This window comes from Gimesia sp., assembly GCF_040219335.1.
Lineage (GTDB): Bacteria > Planctomycetota > Planctomycetia > Planctomycetales > Planctomycetaceae > Gimesia.
In genome coordinates this window covers 13,807-31,591 of sequence record NZ_JAVJSQ010000024.1, presented here as the reverse complement: position 1 = coordinate 31,591, position 17,785 = coordinate 13,807, and the positions used below count along the sequence as shown (strand labels likewise).

Genomic DNA, 17,785 nt, shown 5'->3' with positions numbered 1-17,785 from the left:
ACGAATCGGTCTTTAAGACCAGGGGCAGACACGATCTGACACTCGCCACCAATGCTTCCCGCCTTTAAAGGCGGGAAGCATTGGCTTTATCTGCCTATCAAATCAAAGAACTGCAGACAGTCAAGAGTAGATACAAGGGGCGGACCTGTGTGCCTGCCCGTAACCGTCAATATGTTATGAAATATGCCCAGTAGATCTCGCCAGGTCTTCTGACTCGAAACAGCAAAATCCTCAACCCGACGGGCGACCACATAGGGTCGCCCCTACGTCGTCAACAGGATCTCTCTATCTATTCCAGCGGGCCGCTGCCCGCGTTCTGGGTCTGCTTTGCTTTCTCCAGGCGGCTCTGTTTCCGTCTTTCTTTAGGCGACATCTCCCTTAATTCGTCCGTACGGAAGGAACGGTACAGACCAACGGGAAAACGCATCATCCGGAATGGCGTGACGCCTACCAGCTTCATAATTACCTGCGCCGTCCAGTGCGAATCCGGTTCGCGAACCGAGCGGGCGTAGAAGGCTGCGACCAGTCGCATCAACAGGCTGATGAAGAAAATCAGATGAAAATTGTTGAACTCTTTCCCCAGAATCGTCACGCTCCAGCCTGAGGACATCACCAGAAACGCCCCCGCCAGAATCGAAGTAATGCCGCCCACCAGTCCCGCCAGGGCGGTTCCCGCTGCGATATACATCGTCCGGTTTTCGGAGGGAGAATTCTTGAGCATGAAACCGTTATTGGCAATCGCAATCCCCGCATTCAGCAGTGAATCGATGATAAACACCGGCACCATAATCCAGAACGCCAGCGTTGGATCTTTAGGAAGAAACAGCAGCCCGATCATGTTGGTCGATTTGAACGCCGTGCACAGAATCAGCACCGGCCGGTTTCCGTAATGATCGGCCATCGACCCCAGTCGCTTGGAAAAGACCGCGCCCCCGAGCCAGGCACACGTCCAGAGCAGCAGCAGCCGGAACACGTCCATACCCGTGTATTCCAGCAGGTAATAGCTGATGAAGGGAGCCCCCAGCATCGCAGCAAAATGCCAGAAACAGGTGAACGAAATATAAGATCGGAAATTCGGATCCAGAAAAGGCGTCATCAACACCTTTTTCAGCTTAGGCTCTTTGACCTTCGCCACAGGCGGTTCTTCGATCTTCATATAGAACAGAATATCGAACACACCAAAAATCGATCCGACGCCAACCAGCCAGGCAAACCCGTACTTGATATCCAGGCCACTTTCCGCCAGGAAAATCGCACCGCCCAGCAGTGAAATCGCCCCGGTCCAGTACATCCAGACCTGGCGATAGCCCCAGTAATGATTGAGCCCCTTGTGCGGCAGATAGTCTCCCAACCACGACAGCCAGAGCGGGGTTGTAAAGTGAATCAGCGCGTGGTTGACCGCGGTCAGCACGATCAGCCACCAGAGCCAGGCCGTATCAGACAGGGAGGGCAGCAGCCAGGGAACCAAAGCCACAGGCACCAGAATCAATCGCTGCAGGATCGAAATCGGCAACCAGAGCCAGCGGCGATATTCCAGGTGGTTGGCGACAATCGCTGCCAGGAACTGGAAAAACAGCATCAACGTCGGCAGGGCACCCAGAATCCCGATGTGTAACCCGGTCGCTCCCAGCGAGCGTGCGAACTCAATCGTCGCGGGTGACATCGTAAACTGGGTGTAAATCATCGCCATACAGCCGGCGGCGATCAGCGCCCGCTGTGCTGTTTTTAGAGACCACACGGTACATCTATCCTTGAAAAAAATTCGCGTCGAGACGCACTCCCACCGGGAGACGCTTGCCTGTTGAACTCACAGCGGAATCCTGCATCAGCTGATCCTCTACGCGGAAATACCGGTCGTAAAGGAGATTTTGGAGTGCAGGCACGACCCCCAGGGTGAGAAAATCGCTTGTGTTTGAGTGGCGCTGTCGATCCACAGGCAAGCAGCGGATCATAGCACTCCCCTGAATTCTTTGCGACCGAGATTTTTTCCGATTTCACAGTTATTTTCAAATCCTTAATCCAGGCCAGATTAGTACGAAGCCAGGCATCAGCCTCACCCCATAACATGAATTCTACAGATCGGATCGACCGGGAAAAGAGGGAAAACCGGATCGTCCCTCTCCCCCCCGGCACAGTCGGTTTCCAACCTGTCATTCCCCGTCCCTCACGTATACAATAGACACATCCGGAAACCTCCGGGATCGCCCCGAAAATCAAGCTGAGAAAGAGGCACTTATGCGACCTTTCTACCGGGCCGGACTCATGCTGGCCCTGATTCTGTTTGTATCCCCCGACAGGAGTTTCGCCGTGGAATCGATTCAGCGGATCAACGACATCCAGTACGCAACCGCAGACGGCCACCGCCTGCTGCTCGACCTCTACCTCCCTGAGGGAACCTCGCAACCGCCGCTCCTGGTCTGGATCCATGGCGGTGCCTGGCGGGCCGGCTCCAAAGACCACATGCCCCTCGCCGCGCTGGTCCAGCAGGGCTTCGCCGTCGCCAGCGTCGATTACCGTCTCTCCCCAGTCGCCCGCTTCCCGGCCCAGATCCACGATATCAAAGCCGCCATCCGCTTCCTGCGCGGCTCTGCAGAGAAGTACGGCTACGACGCCACCAAAATCGGCATCCTCGGTTCTTCGGCCGGAGGACACCTGGTTGCCCTGATGGGTGTTACCAACGGACACCCGCAGTTGGAAGGGGACCTCGGCGACTTCGATCAGGAATCCTCCCGCGTCGATGCCATCGTGGACTACTATGGTCCGACCAACTTCATGACGATCCTCCCCCAGTCCACGCCGCATGGTTTGAGTGTCCGCGTCCCCGCGCTGCAACTCCTGCTGGGTGATCGCCCGGAAAACATGCCCGAACTCGCCCGTCTCGCCAGCCCCGTCTTTCACGTAGACGAGCAAGATCCGCCGCTGCTCATGATTCACGGAGATCAGGACCCGCAGGTCCCCATCAACCAGTCCCACGAACTGCACGGCAAGTACAAGCAGCACGATCTGGATGTCACTTTCGAAGTCATTCATGGTGGCGCTCATGGTGGTCCTCAGTTCTTTGACGCACAGCGGATGCAACTCGTCGAAACCTTCCTGCGAAAACACTTGGCCACACAGCCCGAAACAGGGCAGAAAGCCCTGCAATCCAATTGAAACATGCCGTCATTCTCTCCTTAGTTTGACTATTCCCCCAGACTGGATCATCGCGTCAATTCTGCCGAAAATAAGAGTATTGCGCGCTGTTTTCCGGTCTGAACATTCTCACGCAGCGTGAACGGGGAGCGTAACGTTGCGGCTGAATTTTGTCGTCCCGCTGATATTTCTGATCCTGATTCTGTCTGCCCCCCAGGCAGTCTGCAGTCAGCCCTGCGCTGAAGAAACTCTGACAGAGCAAATTGACTGTCTCCCCGTTGATCCCGCTAGCATAGTGCCTCCCTCCAGCAATGCGGCTCCTGACGATCCGACGCTGATCCCTGACTGGTTCAAATCCGATAGCGGTATCGCTGTCTCCCCCGTCTATTACGGTGAAGTCTTCACCAATGCCCACGGCGGGATCGCCACCAACGGCTCGACTCAGTACGAAGGTCTGCTCGACCTCACCGTTGATCTCGATTTTGAAAAGATGAAGCTCGACATCCCGGGACGCGCTTCGATCCTGTTTCAGAACACCCACGGTCGCGGCCTGGATGAGTATGTCGGCGCCACACAGATCCTCAGCAGTATTGACTCGTTCGACAACATCGCTCAGATCAGTGAACTCTGGTGGGAGGTCGGCCTCTACGATTCCGGTGTGACGATGCGCGTCGGTAAACAGGATATCAGCAACCTCTTCCTGGCAATCGATGCCGCCAGCGATTTCATCAACTCCGCCTTTGGTCTCTCCCCCTCGGCGGGTCTGCCTTCGTTCCCCGCGCCCAGTCCCGCTCTCGTATTCATGACCGAAGTCAATTCCGATCTCAGTCTCAGAGTCGGAGGCTGGGACGCCTATCGCAGCAACGCGAACGGGCTCTTTTCCGATAACAACTCGGCACTGTTCATCGGCGAATTTGAGTATCGCTATCAAAGCCCGTTTCGACAGCTGCCCGGGAAATTCACCGCTGGTGCTACCTACCAGACCACCGGCTCGGTTCCCGCCGGGACGATTCCCCGCGCCTTCGGCTATTACGTACAGATAGAACAGCTCTTGTTCCGCGAAACAGGCAGCACGGACGACCAGCCTCAGGGGCTGACCGTCTTCGCCCAGCATTTTCCTACCAGCACCTATGGCCGCTCTCCTTTTCCCCTGATCCCGCATGATGCCCTGGCCGGGCTCTCCTATACCGGTCTGATCCGCGGACGCGATCAGGACGTCACCGGAGCTGGAGCAGGGTGGGTCGAACTCGACCAGGGAGGCACCAACCGCGAGATCATGGTCGAAGTCTTTTACAAAGCACAGATCAACGACGCACTCAGCATCCAGCCCGACCTCCAGTACATCTCTACTCCTTCCGGCATCTATCCCGATGCCTTCGTCGCCGGCCTGCGGTTCCAGCTCGATCTCTGAACACATTACACCGCTTCCGGATAACCAGGTGTGCCGTTCAGTTCTTTTCACTGCATAAACTCCCCTTGATTCCCACTTCCCGAACCGTATTCTTGTGCAATTGTGCTTCGCGCGCGAGGCGGATGATGCGCGCACCGGAACACAAGGCACCAGTGACACAGCTGCACCTGAATCGCCGTCGATTTTCACCAACTTTTCACCCAAACATTCATCACCGGTTCCCACTGTCTCGTACATTTTCAAATGCTTTCGGAGCACATTCAGAGCATTTCGCAGCACATTCAGCCTGAACTCACAGGATCTCATCAGAACCTCAAACCCCAGATTCCACTTGACCTGCCCACGCCGATCCCCAGAATAAAACCCAACACAAATAAATGATCGGCAAGGCGTCAGCCGCCGGTAGTCGTCTATACTGTTCTGTGAGAGCTGTAACGTGAAAACGGAAATCATGGGCTATCATCCCCTTAGCCGTAGCGCGTTAGCCCCGGTTGAAACGGCTTTGGTATAAACCATCAGAAGAAAGAAACGCTACCAAGCCCTCGTTTGAGGCCCCGGTGAAACAGCGCCCCATTCTAAGCATCGGCTCCCAGCCCCCAAGCTGAACATGCAGAACGATTGAGCACAAACAAGAGAGCAGGGTGCGCAAAATGGAATCCGGGCCCCGGTTGAAGCGACTTGGGTATCAACTGCGCAATTGAAGAACGAAAGCAGCGCAGAATCAAATCAGCACAAAAGCCGCTGATGATCAGCCAGACAGAAACCGCCCACATACCAAAAACAGCAGCCGGGAGAATGCCCCCGGCTGCCATGTTCTGTTACGAAAACGAATTGATCACCTGAAGTCGGTCGACACCACCTTAGTGGTGATGATGAAACGCATCCGACTTCGCATTCCCGCCGGACAGCACGAACGCGAGCAGATCCAGAATCTCCTCTTTGTCCAGCGTATTCAGCAGGTCGGCGGGCATAATCGAAATGGGAGAAGTTCGCTGGAATTCAATCGAATCCTTCGACACCTTCTTCTGTTTCACCTGGGGAGGTCCGGTCAGAATCGTGACCGATTTGTCATCTTCGGTAACGATGTTCCCGTTGATGGTCTGACCGTCATCCAGCACGAACAGCACCGTGCGGTACTTATCTTCGATCTTCCGCGAAGGCTCCAGGATTTCAGCCAGAACCACTTTCGGGTCGTGCTTATGCTTCTTCACAACCTCATCCAGATTCGGGCCAATCGCCAGGTTCTTGCCCAGCGTGTGGCTGTGCTCATTGATCTTATGGCATTGGGCACAGGCCAGCTTGGTGAAAATCTCCTGTCCCCGCGAGAAGTTCCGATGCTGACCGACCCGTTTCAGGTCCTGTGTCAGATCGGCCAGTTTCCACTTGGTAATCTTCTTCTCTTTCTCCGGGTTCTTCGCCAGATACGCTTTGAGATCGTTGGTCACATACATGGTACCCCGCATCAGCAGGTGGTGACCGGGGAACGAGCAGATATAAGGATAAGCCCCTTCCTGGGTCGGAGCGACAAATTCAATCACCTCTTCCTGACCATGATCCACCAGCTGACTGTGCCAGAGGATCTCTTTGCTCTCAGGAATAAAGCCCACAGAAAACCCGCTGGCCCCCAGGGCAATGGCTGCCAGTCCGACTTCGTCGGCTTTACCGGGATTCACCAGCATGATGTTATGCGGCATGAAATCGGGGTTCGCAAACGTCAGCTTCACCTTCTTGCCGGGCTTGACGGTCAGCTTCGTCACATCGTAACGCATCCGCTCGCGGACCGTCCCGATGCGAATCGTTGTCAGCTCGGCTGTATCGCTCAGAATACCCGACTTCTTGGTCTCGGCTTCTTCCGTTTCGGCAATCACCCCACCACGCATCGTGCCTTCCACGTTGAACCAGAGATGCTTCACCGTATTCGCGGCGATACGGGCATGCGGCTCGGGCGACTTGAGTACCAGCCCCAGCAGTTCCAGATTCCGGACATTGTGCTGCTGATGCAGCCAGAGTGCTTCCAGCAGGTGATGTGCGTCTTCCTTCTTATTGGGATCAAACTGTTTGATCCATTCTTCCGTCGCGGCAATCACGGCATCGGTATCGCGTTCGCTCAATTCGACGCGGGTCCGATGACGAATGCCGTCGATCGGCGATTTCAAATTTTCCAGCAGGGCAGGAATCGGCTCGCCATCGATGGCCACCGGTTTCTGCAGCGGACGCCCCTTGGCGGTCATCCGGTAAATACGACCATGCTGATGATCGCGGTTGGGGTCGCGAACGTTGTGCTGCATGTGTCCGATGATCACGTTATGCCAGTCACAGAAATACAGCGAACCATCGGGAGCAAAAATCGCATCCGCGGGACGGAAATTCTTATCCCCGCTCATCATCAGCCCCTTGGATTTATCTTCCGTTTTCGATCCGTCCGCGTTTAAACGCATCACGGTCAGATCATCGCCCGCCGGCTCACCCCACACGGTGCCGTCGGTGGCGTTGCGGGCCAGGTCGTAGTGCTTGATACCCAGGAACCCGATCACGTTGCAGATCAGGAAGTCACCCTGCATGGACTCAGGGAAGTGCGCACTGCTGACCACTTCGCTGGCGGTCACAGGACGAACTTCTTTCTTGAGCAGCTCGTGCATTTTGAACCCGCCTTTTTCCGGCCGGACCTGGTAAGCCCGTCCGCCGGTGCCATCGGTCGCATAATGATAGCCCCAGTAATCGAACGAAATCCCGTGCGGGTTGGGTGAATTGATCGCGTGCATCGAAATCGTGAACCGCCGTGGATCGAAGCGATACATGGCTGACTCACTGGCCTGCAGTGAAGGCCCCCAGGGATGCTCGTGGTTATGTACCATGAACACGCCGCTCTGCCAGTAGATGGCGCCATCGGGACCGTAAATCAGGTTGTTGGCCGCATGATGGGTGTCCGAGGAATCGAGGCCCTGCAGCATCACGGTCCGCACATCGGCCACGTCGTCCCCATCGGTATCCTTCAGGAACACGATTTCCGGTGCAGACGCGACCAGCACGCCCCCGTTCCAGAATTCAAAACCCAGCGGATTCTGAATGCGGGCAAACTCGGTCACGCGATCCGCCTTACCGTCGTTGTTATCATCATGCAGGATCAACAGGGCGTCGTTCATCTCTTTCAGCGGTTCCCACTTGGGATAGGTCGGCCAGACAGCCGCCCACAAACGCCCCTTGGTATCGAACTGCATCTGCACGGGATTGACCAGTTCGGGGAACTGTTTTTCATCCGCGAACAGACTGACTTCAAATCCGTCAGCCAGCGCCATGTGCTCAATCGCTTCCTGACCACTGATGTAGTTCAGGTTCCCCTCTTTGACCGCACTTGAGCTCTTACTGCCGCCACCGACATTCGAAATCACTTTCACCGGAGCAGGCACGTTGCTGTCGTCAACCTGGTAGTCTTCCCCTTTGGCTTTCGCCCAGATCAGGGGATCGCGATTGTTCGTCATCACGTCCAGCATCGACAGTTCGTGCTGCAGCACTTCGGCGTTGGTCTGGTCGTCAGTAAACTTGAGAATCGAACGACCACCCCACACATCGTTCCCGTCACGGGCACGAAAGCGGTTGTTCCATTTGTAATTCTTATCCAGCACGGCAGACCGCAGCGGTTCCATCGTCTGAGACGCGGTCACCTGATGCCCAAACAGGGCAGAGGAGATAATCTCCGCCAGCTGCTTGTTACCTTCTTCTGTCAGATGGATTCCGTTAATCGTCAAAGGTTCGCTCGACTCCTGGAACATCTGCTGGGAAGGATGAAACAGATCGACATACGCGACGCCTGCTTCTCGAGCCGCTGCTGCCGTGGCCCGCGTGTACGCTTCCAGCTGAACGTTGTGTGCTTTCCCATCCGGCACGTTTTTGTTGCCGGTATCTTCATGGGCGATGGGGCTGAACAGCACGATCCGCGGGAACGATTTGCCATTCGCCTTGGAACCGCGGGTCTTTCTGACGAAATCGACCAGTCGTTTCTGATAGTCGCCCGCTTTTTTCACGCCCTGGAAGGATTCGTTATAACCGAAGAATGCCAGGACGACGTCGGCTTTCACATGCCGTAACATCTCGGTGGTCGTCGCAGCACCTTTGCTCCGCGGAAACGAATCCACCTGGTCGCCACTTACGCTCATGTTGCGAAAACGGACTTTCTTTCCCTGCAGTTCACTCTGCAGCAGGGTTTCCAGCCAGCCATCATGCTGCATCCGATCGGGCAGCCCATTTCCGAGGATCGCGACGACATCGCCTTCCTGAAATTTAAAGGGAATCGGATCACGATAATCAGCCGGCACTTCCACCAGCGTCGGGTCTTCAACCTGACTCCCCGATTCCGCACCGACCGACTTCGAAGTCGACTTATAAGGCACACCCGCTTTTCCACTGTGGGTCAGGTATTCCAATTTGCCCTTGTTCTTGACGTCGATTTCCATGGAGAACGGGGCAGGGACCTTCATCAGCCGAAACACTTCTTTCCGATTCGCATCCAGCAGCGTCAGGGTGAAGTCTTCCAGGCGTCCTTCGAAACCTTCCCGGTTCCAGATCGCCACTTTCTCCACATCAACCGCACGGCCCAGGTCGACTTCCCACCAGGGATTTTTCGAACCCGAGTTCGAAGTATGAGTCTGTCCGCCTTTGCCCCAGTCCGCACTCTTGTTCCCGTCCAATGCCTTGGCGGCGACCGCCGATCCCATCGTGCTCGACTGCGTGGCTTTCGCTCCCTTGGCAACATTTTTTCCGCCGCTGAGAACTTCCACTTCTGCCAGGGTCAGAATCCGCTTATCCCCGGGGAGTTCAATTCGCACAAAACGAGCCGGCTTACCGGTGGCCACAGAAGCCGTGGGCTCTTTCGACTTACTGGCCGGCTTGTTGTCCTTTTTTTTCGGCGCTGCTTTTTTCCCTCCCTTTTGGGGAGTATCTGTCCGTTTGGTATTATGGTTCGCGGGAATGGGGCTCTTGAACCCGGCATAAGCTTCCGGCTTGATCCCGTGTGCGTAGGTTCCAAAACCAAAGGTGTTCGGTTCGAACGGGCCGACGAAATCCACATTCGCATCAGCCTTGATCGCGTCTTCCATCCCCAGCGCCCAGTAGCAGGCATTCACCAGCATCCGGCGATAACCGTCGTTCAGCAGATCCTCAGGCGTCCCATACAGAGTCGTAAAGACACGTCCTTTTTTACCGGAAGCCGAAGTGTAGGTACGCGTCCATTCAGAAGGCATGGGAGGTTTGGTTTCATCGGCAGGGGAGTCGGGCTGCATCCCGTTCAGCGGCTGCGCCATCGTCAGCACTTCACCATCAATCGGCTTACCGACATAACCGCCGGCCTGCACCCAGATATCTTTCACGCCCCGCAGAATCGGATGCTGTTTCTTATCGTCAATGATAGTGATGCGTGTGCTCTGCTTGTGATTGGTTCCATAATGGCCGACCCAGGTCTGTCCCAGCACCTGGTGCCCAAAACCTTTTTCGTAGTCTTTATCTTTGCTCTGGTACGAATATTTCGAGAACGGTGCCGACTCAGGCATGTTGAAGGCATGCGTGGCGGTCCGCATCCCAACCACCGGCCCCCCCCGTTTCAGGTAGTCATCGAGATGCTGCATCTGTTCCTTGGGCAGATTCTGAAACCGCAGAAACACGACGGCCAGATCCGCCGTCTTGAGGGCTTCCATCCCGGGGATGTTCGAATTGCCGGCGACGATTTCACCGGTCTCGGGATCGATGTTAAACAACACCGTGCACTTGAACCCATGCCGCTTCGCGAGGATGCGGGCGAGTTCGGGCAGCGATTCTTCCGAGCGATACTCATGATCGCCGGCCAGGAAGACAATATGCTTCCCTTTACCAGGCCCCTCGGTCCCTTCATAAACCAGCGGCCCCGCACTGGCAAAGCTGGTCACAAACAGCGACAGACACAGAGCAACAGCCCAGCCTGCAGATTTCAAAGAAGATACGGCACAGCGGTGGGAGAATCGTTTCATGGTTCTAGCATCATCCGTATTAAAAGAGCGTCAGAAGAGGGGGGTGTGAATATATGGTAGTACCACCAGTGTAATGGTAACCCAAGGCAGACGCCAGCCTTTGGTGGTTTTTCATGATAAGAAACGGGCCCGGAAAAGAAGTGAACTTCCGAACGGGGAGCAGGGAGTAAATATGCAGAACTCCCCTGGTTTCTCACCAGACACCAACTGCGAAAAATAGTAGCGGATCAGTACCTTTTCTCTTTCCATCCTTATTACGCCAGCAGCACGCCCACCCTAAAAGCACATGTCTCATTTGTTTCGGTTACGAAAACAGTCCGCTTCTTTCATCATAGTCATCTTGCAGGGCATCGTGTATCAAATCGTGATCTGGTGCATATTCCGCCCATCCTGGCCGCTGACCTTGAATAACTTCAGTTGTCCCAATGTAAACAAAACCGTCTTCGACGGAAAATCCCTGCTTTACCTGATATGAATGGATTTCCTGCCCGGCATCAACACGGTATTTAATTTCGAGCAAAGCATCATCACCATCAATCCTTAAAATATCACAGCTCACGAAATGGATCATGTCTCAACAGCTCTCTGTAATTGGGTTCTGGCAGCCGCTTGAAATTCACTCTCTTGAAAACAGGCTCGGAAGCAACAGTCAATAAAAAAGCGATTCACTTTTACAGTGAATCGCCATTAAATGCATGCCCGGGTGGATTCGAACCACTAATCTACGGATCAGAACTAAAGACAGATCAGCGTTTGAGGATAACCTGTCGAACGAGTCATGATTCGAGGGGACAGTACCTGTTACATACAGTGGCAGACAGGTTTCATACTAAACTCAATCCCTGACATCATCATACGGCCGCCTATTATTCGTTTTGCTGATCCAATGCTTTCAGATCAACTGCACGATACTCTTTTAATACAAGGGGGAGGACCGTTATCCCCGTCGCAGGGTCAACCAGTCGGGCGGACTTCAGTTTCACTTCCATGATGGCATACTTTCCGTTATCGATAATCCGATCTGAGGGATATTCTCTGCTGTGAAATCGGCTCAAGCCCTCTACCCAGGGATGTCGAGGTAATTCCTCCACCAGCTTGAATGAAGTCACTTTGGCTGTGAGCTCTAACCGCGGTTTGTGAGCAGTTTGTTCCAGTCTGGCATTCTCAGCTGGCCAGATCTCTTTATCGAAACGCAACAGCGGAAAAATCGGTTCTGCAGGACGATCTACGGCCAGGCCTGGAATTGCCTGAGGACTGGTAGACGCTGCCTTAAAATTGCGACCTTCCTGATCAGGAACAGCATAGATCTGGTCCATTAAAAGGTCCCGTGGGGCGATCGCAAACAGGTCTAACAAAGTCTGCACTTCTTCAGCTGCCATCTTGGGGTGAATCTTATCCGGATTTTTTAACTGAGACATCATATGCCCATAGGCATTTACATCACCGCCACCACTCCAGGGGCTAAAGCTGTTTAAAAATAATGCAGGACAGGGTCGTTCTTTATCCAGCCCCTGAAATCGGAAGTTATCGAATTGCATCGTGAACTGGTCTGGTATTGATTCTGCCCAGCGCTTCAGCCAGGCTTTGAACTTCTCCGCTTTCGCTGCGCGTACGTCACGAGAGGGAAGATTCTGTGAGCCTTTGTCGAAGAACCGAACCTGATCAGGTTTGACATCGAACATGGGAACATTTTCAAAACGCCAGCGCATCACCATCAGTTGATCCAGTTGCTCCGGATTCTCCAGAAACTCTGATGTAATAGAAGCAATCAGCGGCAGCATCGCCTGGGGACTTAAAGCAAACGCATTTTCATTCACTTTCGACTGAACAGGAATCGCTTTTTCAGGCTGGTGCGCTGCCAGCTTCTCTAACGCTGCCATCTGCAGGGGCCCCTCGTACAAAGGAGCCTTGTCTTTTTCGCCAACAGAAATATGAATGGGCAACGAATCGAGAATCACAGTCGCATACCCACCTTGTTTTCCGGTATCTGTGTCCATGCTCCTTAATTGTTGAACCCGGACATCTAGTGTAACCGCGATGCGAATTTCATCGCTTCTCTCAGCCAATGCCTTTTTCACAGCCTCTTCCGGCAGGGATCTCATCAGAGTTTTCGTATCGCATCCCAGATTCAACAGAAATTCATAGGGCTGATATTCCTGTCCCGCACGCTGGAAGAGTCCTGTTTCTGTCCCCCGCAGCTCAAGTTCACCGCGCTCATCAAATGCTCGATTCTCATACAGGGAAATCAGATGTGATGGCTGTTCGCCCGCTGCACGCAGTTCAGCCTGTTGTTGAGTCAATGACATGTCTTCCAGTCGCGGTTCATCTGTCCGGGGATCGAGGACCACTTTGAAATACAGTCGATACAGATCACCCGCGGCTTCTGTTCGACCGGCCAGCCAGTCGGACAACTGCTGCCGCTGCGCCGCTGAGATCGATTCACGGTCCTGATCCCACGTGGCACCAAATGTTCCTGCAAAAGGGGGAAAGAATGGCTGGCGCGACGGAGACATCAGGCCCTGAATCTCTAAGCGCAGTCGAGACACTTCCTGACTGGCAGAACTGACCCGCTGATTCAAGTCCGCTGAAGCCCGCTGCGTGCTGATCATACTGGGAATACTGAAACTGAGATCGGAGTACGAGTTTAGTTTTTCTCGCGTCTTTAAAACGGCCTGCTGATCTTTCTTACTCACCTGCTGCCAGATCCGGGTCCAGGATTCGTCATGAAGTTTCAGCTCCTGATTCCGGACAATCAGACCGGCTACGGCAAATTCATCCAGGGGAATCACTGCGTTCGATGATTCGCTCACAGCTTCCACGCCACCTACCAGCACAGCCGTGGGATAGCGTTTCAGGGGAAAGCTGTGCAGTGGCTTTCGCAAAGTGGGATCTGCAAACAGTTCAACGGAGTCTACCGTTCCAAAAATGGCCGGCATTTGACGATCAGCGGGTTCCAGTAAGGGTGCACTTCGAAACGTCACCACAGTCGCAATAAACGCCCAGCGCTTTGTCACTGCGCCTCCGAGAATACTTTTTTTCGTTCTGCTCGGTAATCTGTTGACGATATCCGGACCGACTTTCCAGAACGATGTCCCGGCTACCGGAGAACCGGCAACATTGAGCGATCTTCGATATCCGCCACTCGAAGGCAGTGTGGGAAATGTTGTTCTCCATTCGAGACCAGGGACCACAGGCGTTCCCCCGTGCGCCAGTGCTTTTACCGCCAGTCCCTTGCGGGTAAAGTCATAAGGCGATAATCGTGCTTTGGAAATAAAACAGATCCGAAACGGCCCTTTGATCGCTAACTCGGACAGAGTCTCCCCATACTCGCGTTCAAATTTCTGTTGTGCAGCCCGTCTTTCGAATTCGTTATCACCTTTCCAGATACCAACCGCGCCCCCTGTCTGATATCTGGAGTCCAACACCGATTTCACAACCTGTCGGGGATAATGATTGGCAATAAAATTTGGTAGAAATTCTTCGATCCAACTCTCATCCACACCCAAAGCAACCCGTTCCAGCAACTTGCTAAAGTTCTGCTGTTCGCGCGCCAGAGCCTGCTCCGCAGCCTTAGAACGCTGACGCCGCTCGGTAGCAGAACGAATATTCCCCAGTTCCAGGAAGTGATCCTGGTGGATCACCGGCAGTCCATTCACCAGCCTGAGATTGAATTTCTCCCCCAGCAGCCGCGATGCTTTCCCGATTTCATCATTCGCCAACCGCTCCATATCTCCCGAAGTCGCGACCGCCCCTTGCTTGTTTGTCTCAGTGTCCGCTGTTTTGACCGAGTCAACCGGGTCTGGTATCACCATCTTTTTTGTTTCTGAGTTCGGTGTCTGATCCGGTGAATCGGTCGAAGCAGTCCGCTGGATATAATTCTGATCGCGTTCGCTGAACTGAGCCAGCGGGAGGCTCACAATCAGCCCCCCGGTAATCTTCAGTTGCACCTGATCTCCCTTAAGGCCAGCGAACTCTGCTCTGACCCTCTGCCTGCCATCGGCACTGGTCCAAGTCCGATCCGCAGCGGAGGCCTGACTGATTAGAAAACTGAGCAACAACAAGCAGGTAATGCTGATTTTGAACAAGAGATTCCTCGTAAGCTGATTCTGCATAACTGGTTTCCTGACCTGAAGGTTCCTGGAAATGACTTCACCCTCTTTGGCGACACCCCGTGAAATCGTGTGCAACAGAATGGAATCTTTTTTGAATTTTCTCCCGATAATCTGAAAACGCCTAACAATGCCGTAAGCGTTGGGGGGCTGATCACAGCACAGCAACGAATCGCAGAATTAGAATTTTCCTCTGAAAACACGTTCGGAGAATGTGCCAGATTCGATTTGAATGACGCAGTAGGCAAGAGGGCGATAGAGATAGGTTCCGTTTCCGAAACGGCTGCTCACATAGGGAGCTTCGAGCCCGCATCAAGAGATTCAGAGAGACCAGGAGCACTGTCCGCGAGTTGCGTTTGAAGAACTGATGACTTTCAATTGAATCGAGTACATCAGATACAATACCAGCAAACAAAAAAGCCCATAAGCATTTATCGCTTATGAGCTTAAAAAGCACGCCCGGGTGGATTCGAACCACCGACCTACGGATTAGAAGTGAACGAGACTGTGCGTTTTTCAGCTACAAAACGGCACCTCTTGTACCTAAACCATATCCACAAAGGTACGATTTAGGTACAACATAATCAGGTACAGAACCCCGTTCCGAATCTACCTGTAACTGTTTCAGGAAGCGCATTTACAATGACAAATACCCAAGTCCCTAAATCAAACAGTAAGGCCAGAAAAACGAGTGTCAAGACCTGGGCTGACAGACAAAAGGCCGCCGGGGTAAGACTGGAGCTCTCGCAGCATAAACCCCGCAATCAATGGAAAAAAATGGTGGAGGGGAAATACCACTATTTCAAACACCCCATTACTAAAGCAGGCTATGAATCCGCATTACGAGAATGGTTAAATCTGAAGGCGGAAATGGATTTCGAGAAGCCTTACCTGGCATTGATTCAGCACCATATTGACATATTCAAATCAGTTCAAAATTATTTCGATCATGCTGCAGAACAAACCACCAAAGAAAAGAAAATGGCACAGCAGGTAGATCAGTTTATCAACTGGCTTGAAGCGGCTTTTGACGATCCAGAGCTACATATTCCAGAAGTCGATTCTGCAACTTCTCTGACTCAGGGTGAAATTGAAGAACTTGAAATCGTCAAACCTGATATAAGCCCCGAAGAAAACAATTTCAGGTGGGCGCTCATGAGAGCATTTAGAGACAAGAGTGAGCTCGCAGATAACGTAGTACGTCGTTTTTTTGGAAAAGATCATATTGGGACTTTGACTTTTCAGCTTCCAGAAGAGTGGAAAGAAAAAACAGAATATGCAGAGTTACCTGAAAAGCTACCACAGACAGTCGGCTACTGGATTGAGGATTATCTGAAGGCTAAAGGTAATCAGGCTTTGAATGGTGAAATTGAAATCAGCACTTTTAGAGATGCTAAAGAAAGGCTTGGCAAGTTTAGTGAGTGGATCGGGGAAAAAACACCAATTGAAAAAGTGGGCAGTGAAACACTCAAAAAATATCACAGCTATTTGTCTGAGTCTAAATATGCGAATAAGAGTTTGTACTTTCAGTTCTTCAAAACATTCGTTGTCTACTGTGTGTCAGAGGAAGCCTGTGCTTTAGAGCACTTGCCGAATAATATCACAAGCAGGCTCTTCGTTTTTCGATCTAAGAACAAAAAGAAAATAGCACTTGCCAAGAGCAAGTATGAAAAACTCTGGACGACGCCATTACTTTCATCGGGAAAGAGTTTGGTTTGAAGTAAAACACAAAACGAGTCAGGTACTTCTGGATGCCATAAAAGATTCAGTGCATATAGGGCCTCTATTGGTTTGTCAGGTATACTTCTCAGTCGGGGGGCGATTTTATTACAGAGTCATTCAATGACTGGTGGGAACTCTTGGCTGTTGCTGACGTTCTAGGCAAACCCTCTGGTCTGGGGAAGTGATCCACGCTCGCTGAGGTAGAGAAGACGCTGTATCTGACCGTGCCGCGTGTTCGTTATTTGGAGTTCATATTCACTAAGCGGCCCCGGTTGCTCAGTTGGATCGTTCATCGATTTATAGAAATGAGGATTGCAATGAAAGCGATGGTACTTGAATCATTTGGTGGCCCGGAATCGTTCGAACTTCGTGACGTACCCAAGCCCGTGCCGCATGCGGGCCAAGTCCTTGTCCAGGTACATGCAACCTCTATCAATCCGTTGGATTACCAAGTCCGACGTGGCGATTATCCCGACTTGGTGCAACTGCCGGCCATTACCGGACACGACGTATCTGGCGTTGTCGAAGAAGTCGGTCCGGGTGTGACGACTTTCTCTCCAGGGGACGAAGTCTGGTACACCCCGCAAATATTTGACGGGCCAGGAAGTTATGCCGAGTACCACGTTGCTGCCGAAAGCATTATCGGAAAGAAGCCTGCCTCGTTGAGTCATCTTGAGGCGGCAAGTCTGACTTTAGTGGGCGGGACGGTGTGGGAAGCACTGGTCGTACGTGCGGAGCTAAGAGTAGGGGAGAGCATTCTGGTACACGGCGGCGCGGGAGGAGTCGGTCATGCGGCGATCCAGCTCGCAAAAGCCATGGGAGCGAGAGTGTTTACAACCGTGCGCGAAGCAAACTTTGAGTTCGTACGAAGTTTGGGGGCCGATGTGGTCATCGACTACCAAAAAGAGGATTATGTCGACGTCATCATGCGGGAAACAGGTGGCAGCGGAGTCGATGTCGTGTTCGACACCATCGGCGGAAACACATTATCGCGCAGCCCCGATACGCTCGCGCAACTTGGCCGCGTTGTCACGATCGTGGACATTGCACAGCCACAAAACGTCATTCAAGCCTGGGGCAAGAACGCGAGTTATTACTTCGTTTTCACAAGACAAAACCGCGGCAAGCTTGATGAGTTGAGCGCATTAATAGAGCGCGGTCAGTTGCTGCCACACCTTGGCGCCGTCTATTCGCTTGCCGATATTCCGCTCGCCCATGCACTGTTGGAGAGTCCCAATAACGGTGTTCAAGGAAAGATTGCAATTGCAATAGACCGTCGGCTTAGTGAATCCATAGAGTAAACAAAGCCAAAAGGCTTCCCGGTGTCTCGCTTGTAGCATATAAGGACAGATGACAGCTTCTCTATGGGTGATCTACAGACGCAACTTGCCGATAGGTCAGCTAGCAAGTCGTCC

Annotated in this window: 8 protein-coding genes; 4 read left to right on the top strand and 4 right to left on the bottom strand. The window is 53.0% G+C overall.

Annotated elements, in window-relative coordinates; all coding sequences use genetic code 11:
• Positions 1-289: 289 nt before the first annotated feature.
• Entirely contained in the window at positions 290-1,738 is a 1,449-nt protein-coding gene (locus tag RID21_RS19605; protein ID WP_350191784.1) for an MFS transporter, read from the bottom strand.
• 497 nt (positions 1,739-2,235) lie between these two features.
• On the opposite strand from RID21_RS19605, the gene RID21_RS19600 reads away from it, so the two are divergent.
• Both RID21_RS19600 and RID21_RS19595 read left to right on the top strand, forming a co-directional pair.
• Positions 2,236-3,153, top strand: a complete 918-nt coding sequence (locus RID21_RS19600) for an alpha/beta hydrolase fold domain-containing protein (RefSeq protein WP_350191782.1) — start codon at positions 2,236-2,238, stop codon at positions 3,151-3,153.
• A 136-nt stretch (positions 3,154-3,289) separates the two neighbouring features.
• On the top strand, positions 3,290-4,543 hold the full coding sequence (locus RID21_RS19595; protein WP_350191780.1) for a carbohydrate porin: 1,254 nt from the start codon (positions 3,290-3,292) through the stop codon (positions 4,541-4,543).
• A gap of 860 nt (positions 4,544-5,403) precedes the next feature.
• On the opposite strand, the gene RID21_RS19590 is transcribed toward RID21_RS19595, so the two are convergent.
• The 3 genes from RID21_RS19590 to RID21_RS19580 all read right to left on the bottom strand — a co-directional run bounded on the left by RID21_RS19590 (position 5,404) and on the right by RID21_RS19580 (position 14,651).
• Positions 5,404-10,539, bottom strand: coding sequence for a PVC-type heme-binding CxxCH protein (locus RID21_RS19590; protein ID WP_350191778.1), 5,136 nt, complete (start codon positions 10,537-10,539; stop codon positions 5,404-5,406).
• 304 nt (positions 10,540-10,843) lie between these two features.
• The gene (locus tag RID21_RS19585) at positions 10,844-11,110 is read right to left on the bottom strand and encodes a hypothetical protein (RefSeq protein ID WP_350191776.1); all 267 of its coding nucleotides are present in this window, start codon (positions 11,108-11,110) and stop codon (positions 10,844-10,846) included.
• A gap of 295 nt (positions 11,111-11,405) precedes the next feature.
• Positions 11,406-14,651, bottom strand: a complete 3,246-nt coding sequence (locus RID21_RS19580) for an SHD1 domain-containing protein (protein ID WP_350191774.1) — start codon at positions 14,649-14,651, stop codon at positions 11,406-11,408.
• Between the two features lie 639 nt (positions 14,652-15,290).
• Here RID21_RS19580 and RID21_RS19575 point away from each other — a divergent pair.
• Positions 15,291-16,367 carry a hypothetical protein gene (locus tag RID21_RS19575; protein ID WP_350191772.1) on the top strand — a complete coding sequence of 359 codons (1,077 nt, stop codon included), beginning with the start codon at positions 15,291-15,293 and terminating at the stop codon, positions 16,365-16,367.
• Between the two features lie 320 nt (positions 16,368-16,687).
• Positions 16,688-17,671 (top strand): zinc-dependent alcohol dehydrogenase family protein, encoded by a 984-nt coding sequence (locus RID21_RS19570; protein WP_350191770.1) that lies wholly within the window; start codon positions 16,688-16,690, stop codon positions 17,669-17,671.
• Positions 17,672-17,785 lie beyond the last annotated feature (114 nt).

Excerpts from the sequence above, each read along its gene's own strand:
- RID21_RS19575 (WP_350191772.1), top strand. The coding sequence starts at position 15,291 with ATGACAAATACCCAAGTCCCTAAATCAAACAGTAAGGCCAGAAAAACG.
- RID21_RS19600 (WP_350191782.1), top strand. The coding sequence starts at position 2,236 with ATGCGACCTTTCTACCGGGCCGGACTCATGCTGGCCCTGATTCTGTTT.
- RID21_RS19580 (WP_350191774.1), bottom strand. The coding sequence starts at position 14,651 with ATGCAGAATCAGCTTACGAGGAATCTCTTGTTCAAAATCAGCATTACC.
- RID21_RS19590 (WP_350191778.1), bottom strand. The coding sequence starts at position 10,539 with ATGAAACGATTCTCCCACCGCTGTGCCGTATCTTCTTTGAAATCTGCA.
- RID21_RS19585 (WP_350191776.1), bottom strand. The coding sequence starts at position 11,110 with ATGATCCATTTCGTGAGCTGTGATATTTTAAGGATTGATGGTGATGAT.
- RID21_RS19570 (WP_350191770.1), top strand. The coding sequence starts at position 16,688 with ATGAAAGCGATGGTACTTGAATCATTTGGTGGCCCGGAATCGTTCGAA.